This window comes from Bacillus sp. S71 (genome assembly GCF_016625265.1).
GTDB classification, from domain to species: Bacteria; Bacillota; Bacilli; order Bacillales; family Bacillaceae_G; genus Bacillus_A; species Bacillus_A cereus.
The window spans coordinates 62,464-85,837 of record NZ_JACVUW010000012.1 but is presented as its reverse complement, the minus strand read 5'-3'; the positions used below and the strand labels follow the sequence as shown (position 1 = coordinate 85,837).

Below are 23,374 nucleotides of genomic sequence, written 5' to 3'. Positions count from 1 at the left end.
CAAAAAAGAAGCCTATCATGATAAGCTTCTTTTCCTCTCTCTTATTTGTTCATACTTTTTTCAACGAGTGAAATCGCATGCTCTAATGTACGATTCATCGTTTCTACCTGTGCATCTTTTACTTTTACATCTTTCACTACAGCTTCGGCCACTGTGATTTTTTGACTCAGTGATTTCACTGAACCGTCCGTTACATTTGCATCTTGCGCTTTTTTCACTACTGCTTTTGCAGATTCAATATTGATTTGTAATTTTTCTTTCGGTGTTTTCGGTTGTTCTACTACTTTAGATTGTACAAATGTTACATTAGCTGTTTTTAATTCGTTATATGTTTGAACGATTTGCTCTCCCGTACTCCCTACATTTTCAAACACTTGTTTTGCATTATTATAGCTTTTCTCTAATTCTTGAAATGCTTCCTTTGAATATTGACCTGGCTTATCTCCAAATCCATACGTTCCAGCTAACACTTCTTTTACTTTTCCAAGCTCTTCAAATAAAGCAGTTACTTGCTCTAACTTCGTACGGTTAGAAAACTCATTGTACGCTGCTAATACTTCTGAAGAACTTAACGCTTTACTATATAATTTCGCAAGCGCGATTTGTCCATTTAACGGAATACCACCATTTCCGTTACTATCAGGATCCGCTCCAAATGCAAATGGTACGTTTGGATGATACACTTTCCCAGTAGCTGGCTGGCTATTTACTTTTTTACCATCTACGTAAATTGCCACTTCACTTCCGTTATACGTTCCTGTTAAGTGATACGTTTTGTTCGCTTCTAATTGAACTCCAACACGTTTATAGCTGCCGCCAATGTGAGCCCATAATTCAACATATCCACTTCCTGTAGACTCAAATCCAATTCCGCCGCTCTCTGTATTTTGCAAAATACCTTGGCCACGGATTTGATTCATTGAAAATACCGTTTCTAGCGTAAATGTATTTGCTACTTTTTCTTTTTGTGCTGCTGAAAATGGAAGGTATCCAAATGTATTAGATTGTCCGTTTAACTTCATAACATTCTTTTTCAATGCTTTATCATATTCAATAGTCACATTGCCCTTCACATCACCTTTTGTACCAAATGGTGAATTGTCTTTAAATGTACCATCTGCAAAGTTTACATCGAAAACATCAGCTTTTGGTACTTTCACATTCGGGTCAATATTATCTTTTTTCGTAGTAATTTCCGCAGTTAACGGCTGCGCGGTTTCATTGCCAAATGAATCAATCGCAACTACTTCAAGTGTATATGTTTTCCCGCCATCTAACCCTGCAAGCGTAAACGTAAGGTCTTTCGGCACTGGATCACGATAAAACTCTGAGAATGCTAACAATTTATTTTTTATTTCACCCGTTTGCTTATCTCTAGCTTGTACACGGTAAGAGTGAACAAGGAGGTTGTCCAATGCTTGCGGGAATGTTACTGTTGCCGCATTTTCTGTTACATTTGATACAGCAAGCTTTGCATCCTTAGCAAAGTAAGGCTTTTCTTTATCACGATCTTCCACATGTGTAAATGTTTCTTTCTTTGCTGGTAATTTAATTTTCCAAGGCTCGCCTGTCCAAGAATTTGTATGGAAATCACGGCGATTAATCGTTACTTCTTCATCATCTACTTCTACTAATAAACCTTGGCTTAACGTACTAGCCCCTGGCGGGATATTCCCTTGTACTTTACCACCTTCAACTTCCATATAACTTACTGAAGATGTACCAACTGATGTAAAGTCTTTTTGATGTATCGATCTCGGATCATCTAATGGATAATGTGAATGACCTGAAAACGTAATAACTTGTGGGTATTCTTTTAATACCGCATTAATTTTTGCGCTATCTTGTGTTCCCCATTCATGACTACCGTATACTGTCTCTTTAATGTGTTGATGTAAAAATACAAAAATCGGTTTTTCTGGATCATCTTTTTGCGCTTTCGCCATTTCTTCTTTTAACCAATTAATTTGCTTGTCTGAATAATATCCATGAGTTGTTCCATTCTCTGGAGACATAACAAGGAAGTGATAACCTTTTACCACTTTATGATAATAAATTGATTCCATACCTGTTTTTTCTAAGAAACGCTTCTGCGCACCTTCTACAGATAAACCGTTCCAATAATCATGGTTACCAAGAGAATTCATTCGCACAGCATCTTTATTTGCATTTTCATTGTACACTTGCATGAAACGATCATATTGCTGCACCGATCCTGTATCCGTGAAATCACCTACAATAACAAATGCATCTTGCTTCGGTGCTAATGTATTAAACTGTTCGATCGCTCTTTTCCAGCGAAACGTATCATCTGTTCCACTATTTTTAATATGCACATCACTTACAACTGGAAAAACTATCTTCTTCTCACTTGATGCCTTTTCTTGCTTTTTCTCTTCCGCCTTGATTGATGTACTCCACGGAAATGATACGAACGCTAATACAAAAACCATTAATAATCCAATAAGGCCTTTTACTTTTCTTAAAGCATTTCTGTCCACGTGAATCCTCCTCATAATAATTGATTCATTACAAGGGCTATTTTATCTAATACATGTTAATGTCGTTTAAATAACAAATGAACTTTATTAGATTTTTGTAAATATACAGTTAATTAGAAATTAAGTCCAACATTACTCGTACTATTGCATACAACCACCTTTTGTCTAAAAGAGTCTGATCATTCTTTTCCTATGACTATTCACATATAATCTTTTCTATAACACTAATGATAAGTTAAGGTTTAAGCCTATTAGACAATCTTAATTTTTAATATTTCCTTCTTTTTTTAACACATCGGCCATGCTTTTACATTTAATAGTAATAAAAGACAACTTAAAAGGAGGGGTTGTATTGAAGAATAAAAAAAATATCGGCTGTTTCGCTCCTTTATCTATTATTTGTCCAGACCCTTGTCCACCGCCCCCTCCTCCAAATCCAAATTGCGAGCGAGTAACAAATGAATTTGCAGGGAATTTCCTCATAACTAATAACACCATCCCCTCTGCCAAAGATGCATCACAATCAATGATACTATGGCAAAGTGATGGGATACTACTTATATCAGGTACTGTCTCGGTTTACAATAGTACTAGCAGCACCGAAGCAATTACAATTCAAATCGTTGGAACAGTAACCAATATTTTCACTGTGTTTCCTGGCAATACAATATCGTACACAGGAAAAGACTTACAGTCGGTCAGTATTATTAATATAACAAGTAATCCTTCACTATATTTAGAAGGCAAGTACTGTTGCGAATTTACATGTTGCTTATAGAATACCAATTTCATTACTTTCTAAAAAAAAGCATACCATTTACGGTATGCTTTTTTATGAAATTGGATAACGTACTGTAATACAAAACTCGCCTTGATTAACAGTCGTTCCTGTCGTAGTAATTCGGACAGTAGTAAAATATCGGACAGTGAAAGTACCACTACTTTGTGGTTGTACAGTAATTGTATCAACTACTGTTGCACCTACTAAAAAATCAACTGTAATCGGGTTGGCACCTACATCATACTTCACGTAGCCTGAACCATATACTTCTTGCGTGATATTATTTGTATATACAATTTGAGTACCAGCACCTGTAATAGACCAGTCTGTACATACTTGGTCTTGCACAAGTGTTTTATTAGAACAACAAGACAAACTGGAACTTCTCATTCCCATTTCGATCCTCTCCTATTCTGCTATGAAAGTGGATAACGTGTTGTAATACAAAATTCTCCCTGATACGTTCCAGCAGGTGTTGCAGGTAACACAACTTGTATACTATCAAAGCGGCGATACGTAAAAGCAATACTCGTTCCTGGGTTTAATGTTTGTGTATCAATTGTACCCCCAGCAGAATCAAGTACCTCTACAGTAATTGGGCCTGGTCCAACATCATATTTAACAAAACCAGTACCAATTACGTTTTGGTTAATATTATTTGTATAGAGAACATTATCAATTGCTGTTGCAACTACAGTAGCAGACCACGGACTACACACTTTATCTTGCACATAATTTTTATCTGGACAACAAGTTAATGCTGACCCTGAGCACTCACAAGACATAGTTGTTTCCCCTCTCTCTTTTATATTCCCTATATGTGTATGTCCCTCAGAGTCTTTTGCCTGTACTATTCATCTATTTTCAAAAAATATTCAAATGACTAAATAGATTCCGTTTTATTTCTTTTCTTCATATATTTATAGACAAAGATACTAGCAACGATAAGAATAACGCCTCCTAATATTGGTAGCATATATTGCCCAACAACATCTGCTGCTTTTTCCCAATGCGGACCTAATTTCATTCCAAAATAAACATACAAAGTCGTTAACGGGAACATTGCTACAAATGTATATATACTAAATTTCCATATGTTCATTTTCGCCATACCACATGGAACAGAAATAAGCGTTCTAACTCCCGGTACAAAGCGTCCAACAAATGCTACAACCGGTCCATATTTCTCGAAGAAATCATCTGCTTTTTGAATTTGTTCTTCTTTAATGAAGAAGTATTTCCCGTATTTTATTAATAGAGGACGGCCACCGTAATAGCCGAGTGCGTATAACGTTAACGGTCCTGTCGTTCCGCCAAGCGTTCCGGCTAGTACAGCAAGCCAAAAATTCATATCACCCTCGTATACCCAATACCCAACCATGGGCAAAACTACTTCTGCCGGAATAAATTCAAACGTTAATGCTAACACAACTCCAAAATAAGAAAACTGCTTTAAAAACTCGATTATATCTAAAATAATTTGCTCCATATTTTTAACTCCTATCCTACGTTTACGTTATGCTTTTCTTGTAACTGAACTGGCGCCATTTTTACAATTCGGTTCAAAATAAATAACACAATTCCAATATCATCTAAAATACCAATAAACGGTAAGAAGTCTGGAATTAAATCGAGCGGCATCGCAACATAACCAACTAAAAACGCAATAGATAAAATTTTCTTCTTTATTGAAACCTCTTTTGAAGTGAAAAAGTCAAATAGGAATGGAACAAATCGGCGAACATGAAATACAACTCTTAATCTACTAATAAGTTTTTTCATTTTTATATCTCCTCTCTTTGTATACAAAAAGGCCCCTACCAAACATGGTAAGGGTCCAAAAAAGACAATAAGGGGCCTTTACCATTGCTGGTAAAGGTCTCACTAACAACGAAACGTTGCCAATAAAGCCGAGGGTTTCTCCCTGTAATGACGACTTTACTGTAATAAGTTACTCCCCTTTATATACACAATTTTATACAATCACATTAAAATATTTTGGAGGGCTTGTCAATATATTTTATATCCCACATCCTCCTGCTTAACATTCCGTAAAAACAAAAAACGTATAGGAAATTTCTTACTATCTCATAATATACATAATCATTTTTGAATGAAAGGAGAGGCTTCATTTGCATACCGTATGGAAAGGCGCACTTTCACTTGGACTATTAAATATAGGAATCCAACTATACAGTGCCGTAGAAGAAAACGATATAAAATTTTTAAGTCTTCATAAAGAATGCTTAACACCTATTAAATATAAAAAATTTGCTCCTGATTGTACGGATGAAGAAATTGATGATAAAGATATTGTAAAAGCCTATGAATACGCACCTCATAAGTACATTATTATGGATGAAAAAGAATTAGCTGAGTTGCAAAAAGCTCACGAACCAAGATCTATTCGTATTATATCTTTTGTCCAAAATAACGAAATTGATTCTGTTCTCTACGATCGTTCTTATTTTATAGGCCCTACCTCAGGACATGAAAAATCGTATTTATTATTAAAAGAAGCTCTTGAACGTACGAATAAACTTGGTCTTATCCATATTTCCATTAGAAAAAAACAACATTTAGCTATTATCCGTAACTTTGAAGATGGGCTTATATTACAAACTATTCACTACCCTAATGAAATTCGCGATATAACAAATACACCTAACTTACCAAGTAATGAAAATTATCCGATTCAAAAACAAGAACTCACAGCAGCAATCAATTTAATCCACCATCTTACAAATCCTTTCGAACAAGAGTTATATACAGATGAATATAAAGAAGCTCTTACCGAATTAATCGAAAATAAAATTGAACAACAGGAAAAAACCGAAACCATCTCTCCTGCTCCAAACATCATCAATATTATGGAGACATTACAGGCAAGTATTGAACAAGCAAAAATAAAAAGAGACAATAAAACAGAAAAAGAGGCCAAATAAAATTGACCTCTTTTTTCTTTAAAGCGGATTACATTTTGGCATCTCAAGTCCAGAAGATTGTGCTAATTTTAATAAGTAATAACATTCTTCTCTTGCCATATGATCCGCCATTCTAGCAGATAATGCACTTAATATTTCATTCGATAACTCCATCTCTTCAACCTCATGGAGAAAATGCGAAAATAATTTTAACTCAAGTGAAACATCTTTTGTAAACTTCTTTAATGCAGGAAAATGATGAAGCTCTGTCCGTAAATAACCTGTCATCTCAACTGCCTTTAAGTAAAATTGTTCAAAGTGCTTCGTAAATTCTTCACTTTTCTCTTTCAATCTTTTTTCAACAAGATCTAATCCACCAGAAATAGAGCCTGCATGACCAGCCGCATCCGTTAACCAAACGAGATGATAATGTAATTCATGAAAAACAGGCGGAACTTCTCCTTTCTTTAAAAATTCTAACACCGTTATATATTCTTCTACTTCGTTTACCATATGATTGATGAAAGTTGGCGTAAAATGAATAGTGATTTTTCCCTCAAGTTGTTTCTGTATAATACTTAATTTAAACGTTCGTATTTCCTTTGCGGCTCGTTCTGCCTCTTTTGAAAATGCAATGAGATTCACATTATGAACTTTATTTAAAAGATTCGTAAATGTTTCAAGAAAATATGTGGCCTTCTTTATATCTTCTTTTTCCTTCGGAGCTAATGCATCAAGTAAAAATTGCGAATGATCAGTAAGCACCCTTAGCCAAAATTGATGCTCAAACAACGCACTTTCTTCATAATTCCTCTCCACTAAATCGCCTCCGTTTATTCATCCTTCTCTATCACTTGAAGTTTATATCCATCTGGGTCTTGTACTACAATACTCTTCTCACTTTTGTTTTCTGTATATGCAATTTTATAAAACACTAACCTCTTCTTTAAATTCTCTATGTTAGAAATTGAAAATGTTAAACCAGCGCATGAATTCGTAAAACTCTTCTCTCGTCCCCCTAACATGCGATTCATAACAAAACTAATTCTCTTTGAATCAGAATCATACCAAACCCCTGTTACATCCAATTGAGGTCTTTCTAAACTAGGTCTTATTCCTAAAATCCCTTCGTAAAAATACAAAGTCTCCTTTAAATTTTTCACTTCTAATATAATACATTGCTCCACATTCATTCCCCCTGTACCTATTACCTTTTTATATGTGTCATAAATGCCTATTATGTCTGAATACAATACGTAGTGATGAAGATATGAGGAGGTTTATTAATGGATAAATATATGAAATCATATGTGCCATATCATAGTCCTCAAGATCCTTGTCCTCCTATTGGAAAAAAATATTACTCTACCCCTCCTAATTTATATTTAGGTTTTCAACCGCCAAATTTACCACAGTTCTCACCGAAAGAAGCACTACAAAAAGGAACTTTATGGCCTGTTTTTTATGATTATTACGAAAATCCTTATAAAAAAGGGCGGTGACTACTGACGTGAATCAACCACTACCAGAAGAATATTATCGACTTTTAGAGAATCTCCAAGAATTAGACTTTGTATTAGTGGAACTAACACTTTACTTAGACACCCACCCAGACGATACAGCAGCTATTAATCAATTTAATGACTTTTCCTATAAACGAAGAGTATTAAAACAACAAATGGAAGAAAAATATGGACCGCTTCAACAGTATGGAAATAGCTATTCTAATGCCCCTTGGGAATGGAGTAAAGGTCCTTGGCCATGGCAAATATAAAGGAGAGAAACTATGTGGATTTATGAAAAAAAATTACAATACCCTGTTAAAGTAGGAACTTGTAATCCAGCACTTGCAAAATTATTAATTGAGCAATACGGTGGTGCAGATGGAGAATTAGCCGCTGCACTACGTTACTTAAATCAGCGCTATACAATTCCAGATAAAGTCATTGGCCTCCTTACCGATATTGGTACAGAAGAATTTGCACATCTTGAAATGATTGCTACGATGGTTTATAAGCTGACAAAAGATGCGACTCCTGAACAGATGAAGGCAGCTGGTCTCGATCCTCATTACGTTGACCATGACAGCGCACTTCATTACCATAACGCAGCTGGCGTTCCATTTACTGCAACCTATATACAAGCTAAAGGTGATCCAATTGCCGACCTATACGAAGATATTGCTGCTGAAGAAAAAGCGCGTGCCACATATCAATGGCTTATTAACCAATCTGACGATCCCGATATAAATGACAGTTTACGCTTTTTACGCGAACGAGAAATTGTCCATTCACAACGTTTCCGAGAAGCGGTTGAAATTTTAAAAGAAGAACGCGATAGAAAAATATATTTTTAATACACGTATCCTAGCGATATGTGTTTTTTTATGTTAAAAGTTAAATCCTTCCTATTAAACATATAAATAGTATATTTATTCGATTTAATGCATTATTTTTTAATATTTTCAAAATTCCCTATTGCTTTCTAGTCATCAGACCTTTAAAATAATAACAGTTACTCGACAAATTATTTGAATTTTCGACAAAAACACTCATTAGGAGGATTTTCTTTATATGCGTACAACTTTAAAACCAGCGCAAATACTTTCGATTAGTTTATTACTATTCGCAGTTTTCTTCGGTGCTGGTAATATGATTTTCCCGCCCCTTCTCGGTCTTTCTTCCGGAGAAAATATGTGGGTTTCTATTACAGGATTTATTATTACAGACGTCGGTTTATCTTTACTTGCTATCGTTGCTGTTGCCCTTGCTGGTGGTAGTTTTAACACTTTAGCGAGCCGTGTTCATCCAAAATTCGCAGCAGTATTCGCTATCATTATTTATCTTTCAATCGGCCCACTATTTGTTATTCCACGAACTGGATCTGTATCTTATGAAATCGGGATTGCACCACTTTTCCCGGATCAATGGTATTCTATGTTAGTTTTTAGTGCGATTTTCTTTACAGTCGTTTACTTCTTATCATTAAATCCATCCAAGCTAGTAGATCATATCGGTAAAATATTAACGCCAATTTTACTTGTAATTATTGCAATTATGGCAACAAAAGCGATTCTTTCACCAGGAACGTTTGCAGAGCCTATCGGTGACTATAAAGACATCCCGTTTTTCAAAGGATTTCTTGAAGGATTTTTAACGTTAGATGCAATTGGCGCTCTCGTACTATCAACAATTGTTGTAAATGCAATTCGTCAAAACGGTATACAAGACAAGAAATCTATCGCAAAATATACAATCATTTGCGGAAGCATTGCTGCTCTATTCTTAACAATTGTTTACTTCTTACTCGGTTATATCGGAGCTTCAAACGGGAACTTAGGGCAATTCGAAAACGGTGGTCAACTATTAGCTACTGTTATGTATCAATTCTTTGGGACAAGCGGTAATATTTTATTAAGTATCGCCATTATCTTCGCTTGTTTAACAACGGCAATTGGTGTTGTAAGTGCATTTGCAAATTACTTCACAACAGTGCTAACAAATGTTTCATACAAAAAGCTTGTGCTATACGTTTGTATCTTTAGTTTCGTTATTTCAAACTTAGGATTAAGCTTATTAATTAAAATCACACTACCTGTATTAATTATTTTGTACCCAATTACGATCATTTTAGTTTTCGTATCATTTATCGATAAATATACGAAACGTAAACCTTCTGTCTACATTGGAGCAATGATCGCAGCATTTATTATTAGCTGTATTCATGCACTTGATAATGTGGAAATGATACCAGGTTTTATCGCTAATATTGTACACACTATTCCTTTTTATAACTTAGGAATTGGCTGGATCATTCCAGCAATAATCGGTGGTATAATTGGATACTTTATTCCGCAAACAGAAGCTGCAGGCGAAGTTTCTACAAAATAAAGAAAAGAAGCAAGCATGAAATCCATGCTTGCTTCTTTTTATCTTCTATTATTAAATACAGTATTTGTGTAAGAACGAACAGTTAACATATAATAACCAAAGTAGATTATGATATACACTCCTATACTACCTAGTAAGGGAAGACTATATTCAAACATTCCTGTAAAACCCATCAAACTTAAAAATGCAAAGAACGTATGAACAATCGCAAGAAATAGTGGTACTAAGAATATTGCACCTACTTGCTTTCTTACAGATTCCCTTGCTTCCTTTTTCGTTAGTCCGATTTTCTTTAACATTCCGTACGCCGGTCGCTCTGCCATCGCTTCTGTTATTTGTTTAAAGTATAAAATACAGCCTGTTGCAAGAATAAAGACAATCCCTAAAAATATACTAGCAAATAATAACACTGCACCATCTTGCAATTCAGATTGGCTCGCCTCTTCAAATGATTGGAATTTCACTTCTTTAGGAATGATTGTCCCTAGCTCTTTCGTTAGCGCTCTATTACCGTTTCCTTCAACAATAAATCCACTAACTGTTGAAACATCCTTTCCTTGCTGCAACTTATTAAATAACGAATCTCGAACAACAAGCCCCACTGGTGCAAGTTTCGCACTCATAATTGTTTCCTCTCGATGATCAACGATTGTAATATCGTCCTTCATCCCTTCAAAGAACACATTGTTTCCTTCAAGCGAATTCTTTTCGATGTTATATGATTTATACGGATCTAATAAAACAACTTCCTTTTCAGAACCGAGAATAACTTGTTTATTGCCCAATATAGAAGCTGATTTATTATAATCTGTCACTTTTATCATTTGCACATTACCATTACCTATTAAATACCCTGTTAATATTTGTTCTCCATCTATCTTCCCTTGCATAGACAGCATAGTTACAGACGTTTCATTTTTAATTGCTAATTCATGTTTTTGAATTTCTTCTCTAACCTTCTTATCTAGTTCCTTTCCAGTTGTTACATACTCATAACTAACTGGATTCATTAAGGTCGCTGTCTTCTGCGCCCCATAATACATACTGGAACTCACCCCAATGGTGCATAATGTTACCGCACTTAATAAAGATAATAACGCAAGCATCTTTACGTTTCCTTTTATTCTGAAGAACAATGAAGAAATCGATAAAATGTTCGTTCCATTCCAATATTTCGTTTTATCTCCCTTGATTGTATGGAGCGATTTCACTGTATATTGCTCAAATAGTAAAAACGTACCTTTTACAATACAGCCAAAAATAAGTAGACCTGTAATAAAAATTGCTCCAAATCCAAAAACTTGTGTAAGTAGCGCAATAATATAACCTGTAATTAATAAAACAATCGCTCGTTTTGCCTTCTTACTTGAATACGTAGGTGCCTCTTCTTTTTGATTTTCACCATATAGTAATTCAACTAAACGATGCTCATAAATTAACTTTTTACTTTTCCATGATGCAATAAAGAAAATTGCGCCTATCGTTATAAGAACTTCTACTATAGATACAAATGAAATCGTAAATGTAAAAGTAAACGCACTTCCCATTAACTTCACGAGAAGCCCTGCGCACATATTCGCTATAAATAAACCAGCAAGAATACCTAATACACTTGCCGCACCACCAACTAATAATGTTTCATAAAAAAGTAACTTCGCGATTTCTTCTTTACGGATACCTAGTAAACTATATAGTGCAATTTCTTTTTTCTTCTTTCGCAAAAAGAAGCTATTACAATAAAAAATAAATATCGTTAAAAAGATAATTAACAAAATTTGTGCAAATGTAAACGTCGTTTCCACCTTATCCGACTCTTTTAAAAGAGCTACTACACTTTCATTTCGTTTAATCGATACGAATGTAAAATAAATAATAATGCTACCTACTAATGAAATAAAGTATAGAAAATAATCTTTCATATTTCGTTTTATACTACGTTTTGATACTTCTAAAAAATCCATCGTATACCTTCACCCGCTCTCGCATTTCTCTATACATGAAGTGTATACGAAATTGTATTTCTCCCCTATCGATTTTCATTACAGCTCTCTTACGATATTGTAATATAACAAAATAAAAGAACCTAGTTTCCTAGGCTCTTCACATCGTATGTTTAAACGTAAACAACTCTTCTTTTGAATGCACAGCAGATTCTTCCTCTTCTACAACGTCCTTCTTTATCTCTCCCCCTAACCTTACTTTCATCATCGCCTCTTCGATACTTTTTACAATCATATTTCCTGAAAAAATAGTAAGTCCAAAAAATGTAATCGGAACGAGAGGGATCCACGGATTCACTGTTAATGACCTAAAGTATACTCCAATTAAACCTGACCATTCATGCGTATAAGATTCCACCTCTTTTATTTGTCCACCAAACATTACAGTCCCACCAAAGAACACTTCAAGTAATCCTAAGTGCAGTAAAATAGTAAGAGTCTGCGTAAACTGCTGAAGAAATACGAGTATAAACGTCATATAGAGGTGCGGAAAAAGATGTTTTATAACAATATGTCTTCTCGATCCACCTAATATGCGTGCGGCATCAACAAATTCTTCCGTTCGCAATTTACGAACTTCCTTCGCAACATACAGTGCAATAACTGGCATTACAAGCAGTACAAGTAATACCACTTGAAACGAAGCCCTTTCAAAAAAGGTTGTTGTCTCCTCTCCGCTTCCAAATGTATTTGCAGATTGAAGAAAAAAATACGCAATCATAACTGTCGGAATAACTGTAAAACTATCAAAGAAAGCCTCAATATTTGAAAATCCTCTTTTTATATACGTTCCGAGTACGACACCGAAAAACACACCTATTACCATTCTAAGTGCCGCAATTAAAATAGATATACCAATCGTCCACTTCGCGCCCTCAATGACTAAATGTAACAGGTCATACCCTTTCCGGTCTGTCCCGAGTAAAAATTGTAATGAAGGTGGAAACGGTGGCACTTGTGGATTTTCATCCGCATCATATTGCAATGTAACTTGTCTAATATGTCCATCATTCCATAACGTATTTCCGATGCTCAAAAGAACTAATAGGAGAAGAAACCCAATGCTTATCCAAAATCTTTTATCACGTTTTATATACGTCCACATATTATAATCTCTCCTTCATCGCAGCCGGAATGAGATAATGAAACAATTTAAATAAAATAAAAATCGGAATATATATAAGAAGCACACTAACGATAAAAACCTCAACTCTAATACCGAAATACGATTTCAAAAACATAAAAATACCACCCGTATTAAAAATCCATTCTATAATATATAAATTAGATAACATAAAAAAGATATTCGTTTTCGCAAAGAATAATGTACTAAGCAACACATTTCGTAAAATATGACGATTTAAAATATGAAAGCGCCCCAGCCCTTTCGCCTTAGCAAATAGTACATAATCTTTTTCTAGTTCATTTTCAAAACGAAGCACGACCATTTTTACAAACATAATCGTAGTCGGGATGCTCAAACACAATATTGGCAACCCCCTAATCGACTCGCCTCCAATTGAAGCAATTTGAAAAGGTAAAAAACCTGTTTGTTTAAAAAACCATACAACTAAAATTTGTGATACTAAAATAAGAAGGATATCTGGAATGGATTCTAGGAAGATAAGAAATGATTTAATTCGATGTTGTATACGCGGTGAACTACTCATAATTACATAAACAATACAAAATGCTACAAATAATGAAATGAAAAAAGCAGCTAAAAATATAATAATTGTTTCTTTATAATGGACAAACAACTGTGGAAATAAAAATTTATCTCCCACATATTTAAAATTGGAGATGTCCATTAAATTCACAAACACTTCTTGTAAACTCTTTATGTACTGTGATGCATGCAGCTCAAATCCATAAAATAGTTTCGGCAATGTCCCTAAACAAATAATACCCAAAATCGAAATAAGAAATTGAAACGTCACTTCCATTCCATTCAAAAATACCTTTTTGACCATTTTCGCCCTTCTCTCTCTATAATTTACCCCTTAATTTTATTCTTAATTTTCTGAATTGTAAATATTTTAAGAGCGAAAAATCACTAGGCTATGATCCTAGTGATTCCTTATGCGCATGCCTTTCTCTTTTCGCAAACGGCATATACAAAACCAAACATCCAATAAGCGCAGCTATTTCTAATGAAATAATATAGTAAGGATGCGGCCCTAACATATCAAGTAATGAAGCTGTTTCTGGCTTATGAGCTAAAAACATATAATTACCACCTGTTTTGTAATTTACAAACGAAACAATTGGAATCAATATGTTTAAAAATATCATTGTGCGTTTAATAGATTGTACTGTCGGACGATATCCTTCCACCCAAGTCATAAAGAGTGGTGCCCAAATGAGCAATATATGCGCGATAAAATATTCAATGAAACGAAAATGCGGAAAAGCATACTGCAAGTTTGGCGTTAAAATAGCTTGTGATGCACCAATAATTCCCGTGAAAAATACAATCTCATATATGCGGTAACTTTTCGTTACGATCATAATCGACGCTAATAATAAACTAATCGTACATAATTCAAACGGTAATGAAGTAGCTAGCTCAAAAATCCCCGCTTTCCATTCCCACATATGAAGCCCAATTTCACTACCTATAAATAAAAATGCAATTGCATATCGAACCGTTATATTCCACTCACTTTGACGTAATACATCTTGGTATTGATACAGAAAAAATATCCCCACCAACATAATAAATAATATAAGGGCATGTTGCCTTGAGTATGGAATAAATGGTTTTAATGGGTGTGCGCTAAAATAAGCTTCCATCTTCCTTCCTCCTTTCCTCCATACAATATTATTGTAAGAAAGAAACGACGAGTCAATTCATTTGCTTACACTAGGACAAGCTCTACCTTACATTTACATATTCATACCTTACAAAACTGTAAGGTTATTGTAAGCTAAAACGATTTGTCAGATTCTTCACCTCTTCTATACTTAATGTAGATACTAAAACGAACGAAAAGGTGATAAATAGATGAAGAAGAAAAATAAAGTGTTAATTACTAGTGTAGTAGCAATCGGAATTGCAGCTGGATCATACTTTGCATTTGCTGGAGGCAGTTCAGAAGTAGCAATGGCATATAGCGGTTATAAAGTTACGGAAAAACAAATCCAAAACGCACAAAAATTTGGTGGCGAAATTATTCCAAACGGAATTGAAACTATTTCATTCGATCCAACAAAAGGAACATATGAATTAGCTGTTAAAAAAGGCGATGAAGTGAAAAAAGGTCAACTTCTGTTTAAATACAATGATCCTACTGCTAAACAAGGTGTAACAGAAGCAGAAATGCAAAAGAAAATCGCACAAAAAGAAGTAACGTTGTTCCAAAAACAAATTGATGCAGCGAAACAAAAATTACAAAAAGACAAAAATGCAGGCCTTCCTGCTGAAGCATTAAAAGCATCAGAAGCTGAAGTTGGGCAATTAGAATCACAAATTGAAATGAAAAAGTTTGAAGTTGAAAAAGCTGATGAAATGATTAAAGCAGCAAAAGAGAAAGTAAACACTCTTTCTGTAACAAGTCCTGCTGATGGCGTAATTGATGATATCGTAAAAACTGCTGACGAAAAAACAGGTATGAGCGGAATTACTCTTCGTCACGCTGGTCAATTTAAAGTAAAAGGTCAACTTTCTGAATATGAGCTTGCTAGTATGAAAGTTGGGCAAGAAGTAACTGTTTCATCAAAAACTGTCGCTGGTAAGACTTGGACAGGAAAAGTAACAGAAATCGGTTCTACACCTTTAAAGAGCATGGATGAAAATAAAACTGTTTCTAATTACCAATTCACTGTCACATTAGATAATAGTGACGAACTACAAAACGGCTTCCACGTTTACGTAACAAGTAAATCTGGCGAAGCAACTGGTACAATTGTTCCGAAAAGCAGTATCGTGAAAAAAGGTGACAAAAATGTTGTCTTCGTTGTAAAAGACGGTAAAGCGAAAGAACAAGCAGTTACTGTTGAATTCGAGACTGATAGCGAAGCAAAAGTTTCTGGAGTGAAAAAAGGAGAGGAAATTATCTCTAAGCCTGAAAAAGACTTAAAAGATGGTATGGAGGTTGTCGCCCAGTGATTAACTTAAAAGGCATCACGAAATCCTTCCAAAATGGTGCAGAGTCCGTTCAAATATTACATGGAATTGATGTAACACTGAACCAAGGAGAATTCACTTCGATTATGGGACCTTCTGGTTCTGGTAAATCAACATTAATGAACATTATCGGTTGCTTAGATAAACCGACGACAGGTACGTACGAACTAGCTGGTCAAAACATTTCAAACATGTCTGAAACAGAACTTGCACACGTACGTAATAAAGAAATCGGATTCGTATTCCAAAACTTCATGTTATTACCTAGACTTACAGCACTTCAAAATGTAGAGCTACCTCTTATTTACGCTGGAGTCGATAAAAAAGAAAGACGTGAGCGCTCGTTAGCTGCTTTAACAAAAGTAGGCTTAGCTGATCGCGCTACTCACTTACCGAACGAATTGTCCGGTGGGCAAAAGCAGCGTGTCGCTGTTGCACGTGCAATCGTAAATAACCCGAAATTCATTTTAGCCGATGAACCGACGGGAGCACTTGATACGAAAACAAGCACACAAATTATGGACCTCTTTTACGAATTAAATAAACAAGGCTCAACAATTATTATGATTACCCATGATCGTGAAATCGGGGAAGCTGCAGCACGTCAAATTGTAATTCGTGACGGAAATATCGTCCAAGATTGGAGAGGTTAATTTTGAATACGAGTGAAAATATACGCATGGCCCTTTCCTCTATCTTTGCTCATAAGATGCGTTCTATCTTAACAATGTTAGGTATTATTATCGGTATTAGTGCCATTATTACTATCATTTCAATGGGTGATGGTACAAACGCAAAGTTTAAAAAAGAATTAGGCCAAGGAAAAGATAATGAAGTAACGATTTACTACAACAACCCTGATTACGGAACAGATAGTGCCAAAATCACACCTGATATGCTAAACCGTCTGCAAACTGTACCAGGCGTTAAAGATGTATATCCAGACGTAAGTATGAAAGTAAAAGCATCTGCTGGTTCAAAAGATGTAAATCTTGATTTAAAAGGTGGAACAGGCGCCTTTATGAAAGATTCGAAAATAAAATTAGTTCACGGTCGTGAATTAAATGACAGTGAACTAAACCAAGCAATCCCTGCTGTTATATTAAATGAAGAAGCTTTCAACAAATTATTTAGTGGTTGGGAATCAAACCAATACACAGATATAAAAGGAAAGCCTTATAAAATAGTCGGTGTATACGAAACGAAAAACGACTTCGGAATGCCTATGCCTGAAGGTTATACGTCACTTGAAAACGCACCTGTAATTTCAGGAGTAACTGAGTATGACTCTGTAAGATTAACAATGACCTCTCCGACAGAACGTAAAAGTGTAGAAAAACAAGCTGTTTCTGTCTTAAACGAAATGAAAGCTCCTAAATTTGAGCACAAATTCGAAGCACAAGATTTAGGTGAATTTACGAAACAACTAGACGAATCAATCGGTATGATGAAAATGGTATTCGGTGGTATTGCTGCTATCTCCTTACTTGTTGGTGGTATCGGTGTAATGAACATCATGCTCGTATCTGTAACAGAACGTACACGTGAGATTGGTATTCGTAAAGCACTTGGTGCAACACGTGGTAAAGTATTAACACAATTCTTAATCGAATCTTGTATATTAACAGGACTTGGTGGTTTCATCGGATTCATGCTCGGTATTTTCTTCGCTTGGATCGTCTCAATCTTTGCTGGATGGCCACTCGTTGTCTCAAAAGAACTTGGACTTCTTGCAGTAGGTATCTCAATGTTAATCGGTATTATATTCGGTTTACTGCCAGCTAACAAAGCTGCCAAACTGGATCCAATTGAATGTTTACGATATGAATAAACAAAAACGTAGGAGTTTACACTCCTGCGTTTTTTATTTATCTACTAAATTGAGTTTCTTCTATTATATATGTTTCACGTTACAAATATCATTCTAGTACTCTTCATTATTTATAGGTACTAAGGCTATTATCTAATCCTATTATTGCAAAAATACTATGTAACAGACGAAAATCAAGGCGTAATTTTTTCCATGCTTCGACTGATTTTGTAACAATTATATCGATATTTCATTAAATTTCACCTCATTTATATCTTTTTACATCTAAAAAGGTTATCATTCCATAACTATCTTTTCATTCAGACAGTAAAATATGCTATTTTTGTAACACTATAGATATCCACAAGAAATATTACCGTAACATTATTAATGTTACGGTAATTGAAATACTACTCATTTTGTGTTTTACATGCCCTAATACGCCAAAAAACAACAAGGAAGCGCTATCAGGATATTTATGGAATTGTTACAGAATATTAATGCCCCGTTACGAAAGCTTTGTAATTTTATGTTTTTCGCAAATAAGAAAATAATGGTTGCTATAATGAGGTCAACGAAAACAAATGCAATGGAGGCTATTATGAAAAAATTTATGGGTATAGCAACAGCAGCGGTTTTTGGTCTTGGGATTTTCACAACATCTGCTAAAGCAGAAACGATCGTAACGACTGACGTACTAAACGTACGAGAAAACCCAACTACTGAATCAAAAGTTGTAGGAAAATTATTAGATGGATATAAAGTAAATGTTTTACATACAGAAAATGGTTGGTCAAAAGTTCAATTGAATAGCGGTAAAGAAGCTTTCATAAGCGCTGACTATACAAAAGACACTTACTACGTAACAGCAAACGTATTAAACGTACGTGCTAGTGCAAATACAGATTCAGAGATTCTTGGTAAGTTGAAAAAAGATGATGTAATCGAAACAACACACCAAGTACAAAATGATTGGATTCAATTTGAATATAACGGAAAAACAGCTTATGTTCATGTTCCTTACTTAACAGGTAAAGCACCAGTTAAAATTCAACCAGTAGTTAAAGCTGAAAAAACAACTACAGTTCAAGATACAGCTAAAGCTAGTGAAACAGTTAAAGTTCAAGAAGTAATTAAAACTAAAGAAGCTCCTAAAACTAGTGAAGCAAATCAAGCAACAGAGAATGCTCGTAAAGTAGCTGAGCAAGAACAAGAGAATGCTAAATTAGCTCAACAAAAAGTAGCTGAGCAAAAAGAAAAGCAACCTGTTGCAAAAGAAACTGAGAAAAACACACAATCTTCTTCTCGTGAGTTCCAAGTTGTAGCAACAGCTTATACAGCAGATCCACTTGAAAATGGTTATAAAGCAGGCGACCAAGTAAAATCAGCTTTAGGCCACAACTTAACAGCTAATCCAAACATGAAACTAATTGCAGTTGATCCAAGTGTCATTCCATTAGGTTCAAAAGTATGGGTTGAAGGTTACGGAGTAGCAATCGCTGGTGATACTGGTGGAGCTATTAAAGGAAATAAAATCGACGTTTTAATGCCAGATAAAGGCACATCAAGTAGCTGGGGACGTAAAACAGTTACAGTTAAAGTATTAAACTAGTTAGTAAAAAAGAGTCAGTCTCATCGTTGAGGCTGGCTCTTTTTTATGATTCTTACATTCTTTCTTTCTCTTGAAAGTAAGTAATATTATCTCGAAGCCACTTCCTCTCCGACATAAACAAGTTTCCACGTTTTTTGTACACTTTATCAAATGTCTTTAAAACTTCTTCCTGATTAACAAACTTATGTAGGAAACGAAGAGCAATGATAATCTCTGATTCATCCGTAGGCTCTACTTCATTTTTACGTCTTCTAGCGACAATTTTATTCACACGTTCGCAAATTGGTCTCATTGCCATTTCGTCGCCATACATATAAATAGCTCGAACAGCTTCATATTTCACCATCACATTTCTATCATGCAAAGCTTCAATATAAACTATTTGTAAGTCTGTTCTTCCGATTTCTGCTAAAGTCTCAATAGCTGCTGAACGAATATAAGCACTATCGCAGTGTAAAAGTTTCGTTAAAGATAGAATCGATCGCTTTGTTCCAATCTCATGTAAAGTGGCACATATATTTACAATATCATCTCGATTCTCCTCCACTGTAAGTAACTTCAATAAAGCCTCTTCTGCTCCCAACGATTTACACAACTTTAAAGCGATGACAGCGGAATAACGAACTCCACTATTTTTATGATATATGTAAGGAATAATTTTATGTGCATTGCTCGCTTCAGATAATTTACTTAAATCTATAAGCATACTATCCAACACTATACTGCTTTCTTCACTTTCTAACCGATTTATCAAATAATCTGCTATATACATCTCTCTAGTATTTATTGCAAGTTGTGTAATTAAAAAATAAAGGTTTGTTTTTATATATACTTTTCGTGCTTCCGTTACTTTCTCTTGCAAACAAGAAAAAAGGGATAAATCATTTAACTGCATCGCTTCTTCATACGCACATTGCCGAATACCTGCTTCTTCATCATCCATCCGCCTTAATAAATCATCTATATACTCTTCCATCTCCTTCTCTCCCGTCCAAATGAAATCTATCTCTTTGCATTCTATATACGATAGACTACTATATCAATAGAAAAAAGAGGATGCCACAGCATCCTCTCCTTCTCTTCTCTATTCCACACAAGTAAACTGCGTCCAAGCCCCTACGTAATCTAGTAAGAATAACTCCTCTTCCGCAATTGTACCGACAATATTTTTCCGTTCATCTATCGGCATTTCTTTTAGAATGATTTGCAGTTCACCTTTATACTTTCCGAATGAGTTATTACCAATTACAACTTGCCCTCTTTCCTGTAGCACACTTTCACGCACTGGGAAGTCATAATCTTTGTACTTTTTACGTACTTCTGTAGAACGTACCATATACTCTGTTATGTCGCCGCGTCTTACGTGTAATTCTTGCAGCGTAGCTCTCTTCTCTACTTCAGTCGCTTCGTCTACAAATTGTACTTTCAGCTGTAACATGTATCGATTTAAGTTTCCTAGTTTCTCTAACTCTTCCTCACTCGCATAAGCATTTCCGATAATGACATCATCAATTAGCCCTGTCGCCCATAAATGCTTCGCTTGCACTTCAATTGGTAAATTACGATGCTCTTCTAACGTACATAATCCATCGTTAATATCCCATGGACCGATGTTTGCGGCATGTGATGTAATAAAGGCTGCACTGCGAATACCATGCTTTTTAAAGCGTTCACTACAGCGAATGAAATAATCGTACGGAAGACCAGTGAATTTTTGCGGATAAAAATTATGGCAACCAATTAAAGCTGATTTATTCGCTTGATGCGAAAGAATATTTTCTAAGTACGCAATATCGTTACTTACATTTAACTCAATTTTTAAACCGTACGGATTATTCGTCATTTTCGCTTCCGTTAATCCGTCAAAACCTACATCTAAACGAATACCGTCTGCACCTAACTCTGCAAAAAATGATAGATCGCTATAACTAATATCAAGCTGATCAAACACAGCCGGAGCTACATCTAAAATAACTTCCATATTATTATCTTTTGCGTGATTAATAATCTCTTTAAATTCAGATACAATTTCTTCTTTCGGACGATTCACAGATAACAAACAAGTAAATATTCTTGAAAAACCGTGTCGTGCCGCTGCCGAAATATATGCCATATCTTTTTCTTTCGTTGAATGTTCTGGATAAAGTGAAATTCCTAATTTACGCTCCATGCTTTTGCATCTCCTTCACACGTTGTATTAATGCCATGCTCGTAAATCTATATTTTGCAGATAAACATGTTGCACATAAAATTGTCGGTACAATAATTACGTACGGTGATTGCAATCCTAACATTACATATGCACCCATTGAACAACCGATAAATAAAACTGATACTAGTAGTAACACTAATAAAGATTTACTTTGTACCCATTTCGAATAATGGGCAATACACTGTCCGACCACGAATGTAATTAAGATGATAATTGCTCCGAGCATTCTGTTTTCTCCTCTCCTGCTAATTGTTGTTTCTCATACATTTTGAAGAATGGATAGTAAATAACGAATGAGATCGCAAAGTTAACAAGTACAAGTACACCAGCCATAATTGTCCAGTCCGTGCTAATAATCGCTGCAATTGGTGCTAACATCGTAAATGGCAGTTTCGCCATCATGAGTGGAATCATACCTGAAACAACTGCGAAATATGATACTGTCGTTGTCACTAGCGGTGTAATAACGAACGGAATAATTAAGATTGGGTTCATTACAATCGGAGCCCCGAAAATAATTGGCTCGTTAATATTGAATAAACCTGGTACGAATGATAATCTACCTAACTCTTTTAGGAACTTAGATTTAGAGAACATAAACATAATTACTAAAGCTAACGTTGAGCCTGATCCGCCAATCCATACGAACCATTGAATGAATTGCTCTGTAAATAAGTTTGGTAACTGATGTGCATTTCCTGTAGCCGTGAACACTTCCATATTTTCAAGAATTGCTGAATCCCACATCGGACGAATAATTGGTCCTAAAATCGCTGGTCCATGTATACCGAATGACCAGAAAAACACGATTAAGAATACTGTTAATAAACCACCGAATAAATTATTTCCTACTAATACTGATTTTAATGGTGCGATTAAATATGTGATCGTTGTATTCACATCAAATTTCAAACCGTAGCGAATGCCCCAGAATAAAAGAATAACTACTAATGTTGGAATTAATGCTGCAAACGAATTTGAAACTGCTGGTGGTACACTGTCTGGTAATTTTATTGAAATATTATGCTTAATCATAAAATGATAAATTTCTACTGCAATTAATGCTGTAACAATTGCGCCGAATAAAGACGTTGCACTTAATGTTCCTACTGAAATATATCGACCTGCATCAATAACACCTGGTACAGCTTTCGTAATTTGAATTGGTTCAACTGATGCTAGTAAAAAGGCGAGTACAGATAGTAGCCCTGCACTTAATTGATTGAGCTGATAAAAGTTCGCGAGCGAAGCCCCTACACCGAACGCTGCGTATAATGCCATTAGTCCTACTGTAAATCGGAAAGGAATATCTAAAATATGGCGAAACGGTGCAATCCATTCCATATATGCATCAATTGGTAAATTTAAAAAGATAACGAAAAATGAACCGACGATCGTTAACGGTAATGTAGAAATAACCCCATTTCGAATTGCCAATAAATGTCGTTGTCCTGCAATCTTTTGCGTTGTTGGCATAATCTTTTGTTCCATGAAACTCATAAACCCATTCATCAA

At 35.1% G+C, this 23,374-nt stretch carries 26 protein-coding genes; 10 read left to right on the top strand and 16 right to left on the bottom strand.

Annotated features, from left to right (window positions below; genetic code table 11):
• Nucleotides 1–41: 41 nt before the first annotated feature.
• Both IBT51_RS21960 and IBT51_RS27345 read right to left on the bottom strand, forming a co-directional pair.
• Nucleotides 42–2,501: a LamG-like jellyroll fold domain-containing protein gene (locus IBT51_RS21960; protein ID WP_200458751.1), complete on the bottom strand. Its 2,460-nt coding sequence runs from the start codon at nt 2,499–2,501 to the stop codon at nt 42–44.
• A 261-nt stretch (nt 2,502–2,762) separates the two neighbouring features.
• Nucleotides 2,763–3,011, bottom strand: coding sequence for a hypothetical protein (locus IBT51_RS27345; RefSeq protein WP_249275568.1), 249 nt, complete (start codon nt 3,009–3,011; stop codon nt 2,763–2,765).
• On the opposite strand from IBT51_RS27345, the gene IBT51_RS21955 reads away from it, so the two are divergent.
• Nucleotides 2,896–3,279, top strand: a complete 384-nt coding sequence (locus IBT51_RS21955; RefSeq protein WP_224981213.1) for an S-Ena type endospore appendage — start codon at nt 2,896–2,898, stop codon at nt 3,277–3,279. The two genes, IBT51_RS27345 and IBT51_RS21955, sit on opposite strands and share 116 nt — an antisense overlap.
• Before the next feature lie 54 nt (nt 3,280–3,333).
• Here the strand turns inward: IBT51_RS21955 and IBT51_RS21950 are convergent, their stop codons facing one another.
• The 4 genes from IBT51_RS21950 to IBT51_RS21935 all read right to left on the bottom strand — a co-directional run bounded on the left by IBT51_RS21950 (nt 3,334) and on the right by IBT51_RS21935 (nt 5,064).
• Complete coding sequence (locus IBT51_RS21950) at nt 3,334–3,678, bottom strand: DUF3992 domain-containing protein (RefSeq protein ID WP_000525819.1); 345 nt, start codon at nt 3,676–3,678, stop codon at nt 3,334–3,336.
• A gap of 20 nt (nt 3,679–3,698) precedes the next feature.
• Entirely contained in the window at nt 3,699–4,067 is a 369-nt protein-coding gene (locus tag IBT51_RS21945; RefSeq protein WP_001277537.1) for a DUF3992 domain-containing protein, read from the bottom strand.
• Nucleotides 4,068–4,165: 98 nt separating this feature from the next.
• Nucleotides 4,166–4,771 carry a DedA family protein gene (locus IBT51_RS21940; RefSeq protein WP_000435017.1) on the bottom strand — a complete coding sequence of 202 codons (606 nt, stop codon included), beginning with the start codon at nt 4,769–4,771 and terminating at the stop codon, nt 4,166–4,168.
• Nucleotides 4,772–4,782: 11 nt separating this feature from the next.
• Nucleotides 4,783–5,064, bottom strand: a complete 282-nt coding sequence (locus tag IBT51_RS21935; protein ID WP_000733844.1) for a YkvA family protein — start codon at nt 5,062–5,064, stop codon at nt 4,783–4,785.
• Between the two features lie 350 nt (nt 5,065–5,414).
• Here IBT51_RS21935 and ku point away from each other — a divergent pair, with 350 nt between their 5' ends.
• A complete protein-coding gene (ku, locus tag IBT51_RS21930) occupies nt 5,415–6,227 on the top strand; it encodes a non-homologous end joining protein Ku (RefSeq protein WP_200458750.1) in 813 nt (270 codons plus the stop codon).
• A gap of 18 nt (nt 6,228–6,245) precedes the next feature.
• Here the strand turns inward: ku and IBT51_RS21925 are convergent, their stop codons facing one another.
• Together IBT51_RS21925 and IBT51_RS21920 are read right to left on the bottom strand one after the other, a co-directional pair.
• Nucleotides 6,246–7,025 carry a DUF2935 domain-containing protein gene (locus IBT51_RS21925; protein ID WP_000440991.1) on the bottom strand — a complete coding sequence of 260 codons (780 nt, stop codon included), beginning with the start codon at nt 7,023–7,025 and terminating at the stop codon, nt 6,246–6,248.
• Nucleotides 7,026–7,039: 14 nt separating this feature from the next.
• A complete protein-coding gene (locus IBT51_RS21920) occupies nt 7,040–7,459 on the bottom strand; it encodes a VOC family protein (RefSeq protein WP_140155568.1) in 420 nt (139 codons plus the stop codon).
• 33 nt (nt 7,460–7,492) lie between these two features.
• Between IBT51_RS21920 and IBT51_RS21915 the strand changes: the two genes are divergently transcribed.
• The 4 genes from IBT51_RS21915 (at nt 7,493) to brnQ2 (ending at nt 10,096) form a co-directional block, all read left to right on the top strand.
• Nucleotides 7,493–7,708: a spore coat associated protein CotJA gene (locus tag IBT51_RS21915; RefSeq protein WP_000362188.1), complete on the top strand. Its 216-nt coding sequence runs from the start codon at nt 7,493–7,495 to the stop codon at nt 7,706–7,708.
• An 8-nt stretch (nt 7,709–7,716) separates the two neighbouring features.
• The gene (cotJB, locus tag IBT51_RS21910) at nt 7,717–7,980 is read left to right on the top strand and encodes a spore coat protein CotJB (RefSeq protein WP_001075543.1); all 264 of its coding nucleotides are present in this window, start codon (nt 7,717–7,719) and stop codon (nt 7,978–7,980) included.
• Between the two features lie 12 nt (nt 7,981–7,992).
• A complete protein-coding gene (gene cotJC, locus IBT51_RS21905) occupies nt 7,993–8,562 on the top strand; it encodes a spore coat protein CotJC (RefSeq protein ID WP_000265278.1) in 570 nt (189 codons plus the stop codon).
• A gap of 217 nt (nt 8,563–8,779) precedes the next feature.
• The gene (gene brnQ2, locus IBT51_RS21900) at nt 8,780–10,096 is read left to right on the top strand and encodes a branched-chain amino acid transport system II carrier protein BrnQ2 (protein ID WP_088022363.1); all 1,317 of its coding nucleotides are present in this window, start codon (nt 8,780–8,782) and stop codon (nt 10,094–10,096) included.
• A gap of 38 nt (nt 10,097–10,134) precedes the next feature.
• Here the strand turns inward: brnQ2 and IBT51_RS21895 are convergent, their stop codons facing one another.
• From IBT51_RS21895 to IBT51_RS21880, 4 genes are all read right to left on the bottom strand, one after another.
• Nucleotides 10,135–12,057, bottom strand: coding sequence for an ABC transporter permease (locus IBT51_RS21895; RefSeq protein ID WP_088022361.1), 1,923 nt, complete (start codon nt 12,055–12,057; stop codon nt 10,135–10,137).
• Nucleotides 12,058–12,196: 139 nt separating this feature from the next.
• Nucleotides 12,197–13,201, bottom strand: a complete 1,005-nt coding sequence (locus IBT51_RS21890; protein ID WP_088022359.1) for an ABC transporter permease — start codon at nt 13,199–13,201, stop codon at nt 12,197–12,199.
• 1 nt (nt 13,202) lies between these two features.
• Nucleotides 13,203–14,069 carry an ABC transporter permease subunit gene (locus tag IBT51_RS21885; RefSeq protein WP_000239662.1) on the bottom strand — a complete coding sequence of 289 codons (867 nt, stop codon included), beginning with the start codon at nt 14,067–14,069 and terminating at the stop codon, nt 13,203–13,205.
• 88 nt (nt 14,070–14,157) lie between these two features.
• Nucleotides 14,158–14,892, bottom strand: a complete 735-nt coding sequence (locus IBT51_RS21880) for a YwaF family protein (protein ID WP_000388700.1) — start codon at nt 14,890–14,892, stop codon at nt 14,158–14,160.
• A 211-nt stretch (nt 14,893–15,103) separates the two neighbouring features.
• Here IBT51_RS21880 and IBT51_RS21875 point away from each other — a divergent pair, with 211 nt between their 5' ends.
• The 4 genes from IBT51_RS21875 to IBT51_RS21860 all read left to right on the top strand — a co-directional run bounded on the left by IBT51_RS21875 (nt 15,104) and on the right by IBT51_RS21860 (nt 19,647).
• On the top strand, nt 15,104–16,207 hold the full coding sequence (locus tag IBT51_RS21875; RefSeq protein WP_088022357.1) for an efflux RND transporter periplasmic adaptor subunit: 1,104 nt from the start codon (nt 15,104–15,106) through the stop codon (nt 16,205–16,207).
• Entirely contained in the window at nt 16,204–16,878 is a 675-nt protein-coding gene (locus IBT51_RS21870; RefSeq protein WP_000609100.1) for an ABC transporter ATP-binding protein, read from the top strand. The genes IBT51_RS21875 and IBT51_RS21870 overlap by 4 nt, the downstream gene beginning before the upstream one ends.
• Nucleotides 16,879–16,904: 26 nt before the next feature.
• Nucleotides 16,905–18,056: an ABC transporter permease gene (locus IBT51_RS21865; protein ID WP_416474752.1), complete on the top strand. Its 1,152-nt coding sequence runs from the start codon at nt 16,905–16,907 to the stop codon at nt 18,054–18,056.
• A 457-nt stretch (nt 18,057–18,513) separates the two neighbouring features.
• Nucleotides 18,514–19,647, top strand: a complete 1,134-nt coding sequence (locus tag IBT51_RS21860; RefSeq protein ID WP_140155567.1) for a 3D domain-containing protein — start codon at nt 18,514–18,516, stop codon at nt 19,645–19,647.
• Nucleotides 19,648–19,699: 52 nt separating this feature from the next.
• Here IBT51_RS21860 and IBT51_RS21855 read toward each other — a convergent pair whose 3' ends face one another.
• From IBT51_RS21855 to IBT51_RS21840, 4 genes are all read right to left on the bottom strand, one after another.
• Nucleotides 19,700–20,623: a HEAT repeat domain-containing protein gene (locus tag IBT51_RS21855; RefSeq protein WP_200458786.1), complete on the bottom strand. Its 924-nt coding sequence runs from the start codon at nt 20,621–20,623 to the stop codon at nt 19,700–19,702.
• A gap of 108 nt (nt 20,624–20,731) precedes the next feature.
• Entirely contained in the window at nt 20,732–21,817 is a 1,086-nt protein-coding gene (locus IBT51_RS21850; RefSeq protein ID WP_053565185.1) for a DUF871 domain-containing protein, read from the bottom strand.
• A complete protein-coding gene (locus IBT51_RS21845; RefSeq protein ID WP_000900048.1) occupies nt 21,807–22,085 on the bottom strand; it encodes a hypothetical protein in 279 nt (92 codons plus the stop codon). Before IBT51_RS21845 ends, IBT51_RS21850 begins: the two co-directional genes overlap by 11 nt.
• Nucleotides 22,061–23,371: a PTS sugar transporter subunit IIC gene (locus tag IBT51_RS21840; protein ID WP_001013057.1), complete on the bottom strand. Its 1,311-nt coding sequence runs from the start codon at nt 23,369–23,371 to the stop codon at nt 22,061–22,063. Before IBT51_RS21840 ends, IBT51_RS21845 begins: the two co-directional genes overlap by 25 nt.
• Between the last annotated feature and the right edge of the window lie 3 nt (nt 23,372–23,374).